This window comes from Streptomyces sp. NPDC058964, from assembly GCF_042741275.1.
In the GTDB taxonomy this organism is placed as follows: domain Bacteria; phylum Actinomycetota; class Actinomycetes; order Streptomycetales; family Streptomycetaceae; genus Streptomyces.
In genome coordinates this window covers 1-2,170 of sequence record NZ_JBHYKH010000854.1, presented here as the reverse complement: position 1 = coordinate 2,170, position 2,170 = coordinate 1, and the positions used below count along the sequence as shown (strand labels likewise).

The following is a 2,170-nucleotide window of genomic DNA, read 5'->3' as shown; positions in this document are numbered from 1 at the left end:
CTCGTCGACACCCGCCTCGGGCCCGGAGACGACCACCGACACCGGACCGTTGACGGCCGCGATCCCCGTGCCGTCCGGCAGCACGGGCAGGACCTCGTCCTCGGTGGCCTGCACGGCCGCCATCGCGCCCCCGGCCGGAAGCCGCTGCATCAACCGGCCGCGCGCCGACACGATCAACGCCGCGTCCTCCAGCGACCACAGCCCCGCCACATACGCGGCCGCCAGCTCACCGATCGAATGCCCGGCCAGCACATCCGGCCGCACACCCCACGCCTCCAGCAGCCGGAACAGGGCGACCTCGAGGGCGAACAGAGCGGGCTGGGTGCAGTGCGTCTCGTCGAGTTCGGTGCCCGGTTCGCCGTACAGCCCGTTCTCGCCGAACAGGACGTCCAGCAACGGGCGTTCGAGATACACGTCGAGCGCGGCGCACACCTCGTCCAGGGCGCGCGCGAACTCCGGGTATGCCGCGTACAGTTCGCGGCCCATGCCGACGCGCTGGCTGCCCTGCCCCGTGAACAGGAACGCCAGCAGGCCGGCGGCCGGCTCCCCGCGCAGCGGCGCCTCACCGCGGGCGATCGCCTCGACCCCGGCCAGCAGGCCCTCGGGACCGGCCGCCACGACGGCTGCCCGGTGGGGGAGTGCCGTACGGCCCGTGAGAGCCGACGCCACGGACTCGGCGGTGAGCCCGGGGTGCTGGCGCAGGTGTTCGGCCAGTCGCCCGGCCTGGGCGCGCAGCGCCTCGTCGGTCGTGCCCGACACGATCCAGGGGACCACGGGCAGCGCCGTCTGCCCGGCGGCCGGGGCCCGCTCGCCGGCGGGCGCCTCCTCGACGATGACATGCGCATTGGTCCCGCTGATGCCGAAGGACGACACACCCGCGCGCCGCACCCGTTCCCCGGCCGGCCAGGGCTGTTCCCGGGTGAGCAGTGCCACCGACCCCGCCGACCAGTCCACCCGGGACGAGGGCTCGTCCACGTGGAGGGTGCGTGGCAGCACCTCGTGGCGCAGCGCCTCCACCATCTTGATGACCCCGGCCACGCCGGCGGCAGCCTGCGTGTGCCCCAGGTTCGACTTGACCGAACCCAGCCAGAGAGGCTGCTCACGGTCCTGGCCGTACGTCGCCAGCAGCGCGCCCGCCTCGATGGGGTCGCCGAGCCGGGTGCCGGTGCCGTGGGCCTCCACGGCGTCGACGTCGGCGCCCGTCAGGCCCGCCGTGGCCAGGGTCCGCTGGATCAGGCGGCGCTGTGCGGAACCGTTCGGAGCGGTGAGCCCGTTGCTCGCGCCGTCCTGGTTGACCGCCGAACTCCGGATCACCGCGAGGACCTTGTGACCGTTGCGGCGGGCCTCGGAGAGCCGCTCCAGGACGAGGAAGCCCACGCCCTCCGCCCATCCGGTCCCGTCGGCCGCCTCCGCGAACGGCTTGCAGCGGCCGTCGGGGGCCAGGCCGCGCTGCCGGCTGAACGCCGTGAACGTCCCCGGGCTCGACATCACGGCCACGCCGCCCGCGAGCGCCAGGGAGCACTCGCCCGAGCGCAGCGCCCGCGCCGCCAGATGCACCGCGACGAGGGACGAGGAGCAGGCCGTGTCGACCGTCAGGGTCGGGCCCTCCAGACCCAGGGCGTAGGCGACGCGTCCGGAGATGACGCTGGTGGCGCCGCCGGTCAGCAGGTGGCCTTCGAAGCCCTCGGGGGCCTGGTGCAGACGCGGGCCGTACTCCTGCGGTTCGGCGCCCACGAAGACCCCGGCGTCGCCGCCCCGCAGCGCCGCCGGGTCGATGCCCGCGTGCTCCAGGGCCTCCCACGACGTCTCCAGGGCGAGCCGCTGCTGCGGCTCCATCGCGGCTGCCTCACGCGGGCTGATGCCGAAGAAGTCGGCGTCGAACTCGGCGGCTCCGTAGAGGAATCCGCCCTCGCGCGCGTACGTCTTGCCGGGCGCGTCCGGATCGGGGTCGTAGAGTCCGGCGACGTCCCAGCCGCGGTCCTCGGGCAGCGGACCGATCGCGTCGCCGCCCGCGGCGACCAGGTCCCACAGCTGCCCCGGGGAGGCGATGCCGCCCGGGTAACGGCAGGCCATGCCGACGATCGCGACCGGATCGGCCGGGTGCTGCCCCGCGGCGGTCCCGTCCGGGAACCCGGCGTCGGGCGGGTGCGGGCCCCGCAGCGCGCGCCCC

General features: G+C 75.3%; 1 pseudogene. It reads right to left on the bottom strand.

From position 1 onward, the window contains the following. A pseudogene (locus ACFW2E_RS45610) lies at positions 1-2,115 on the bottom strand (type I polyketide synthase); the annotation flags it as partial. Between the last annotated feature and the right edge of the window lie 55 nt (positions 2,116-2,170).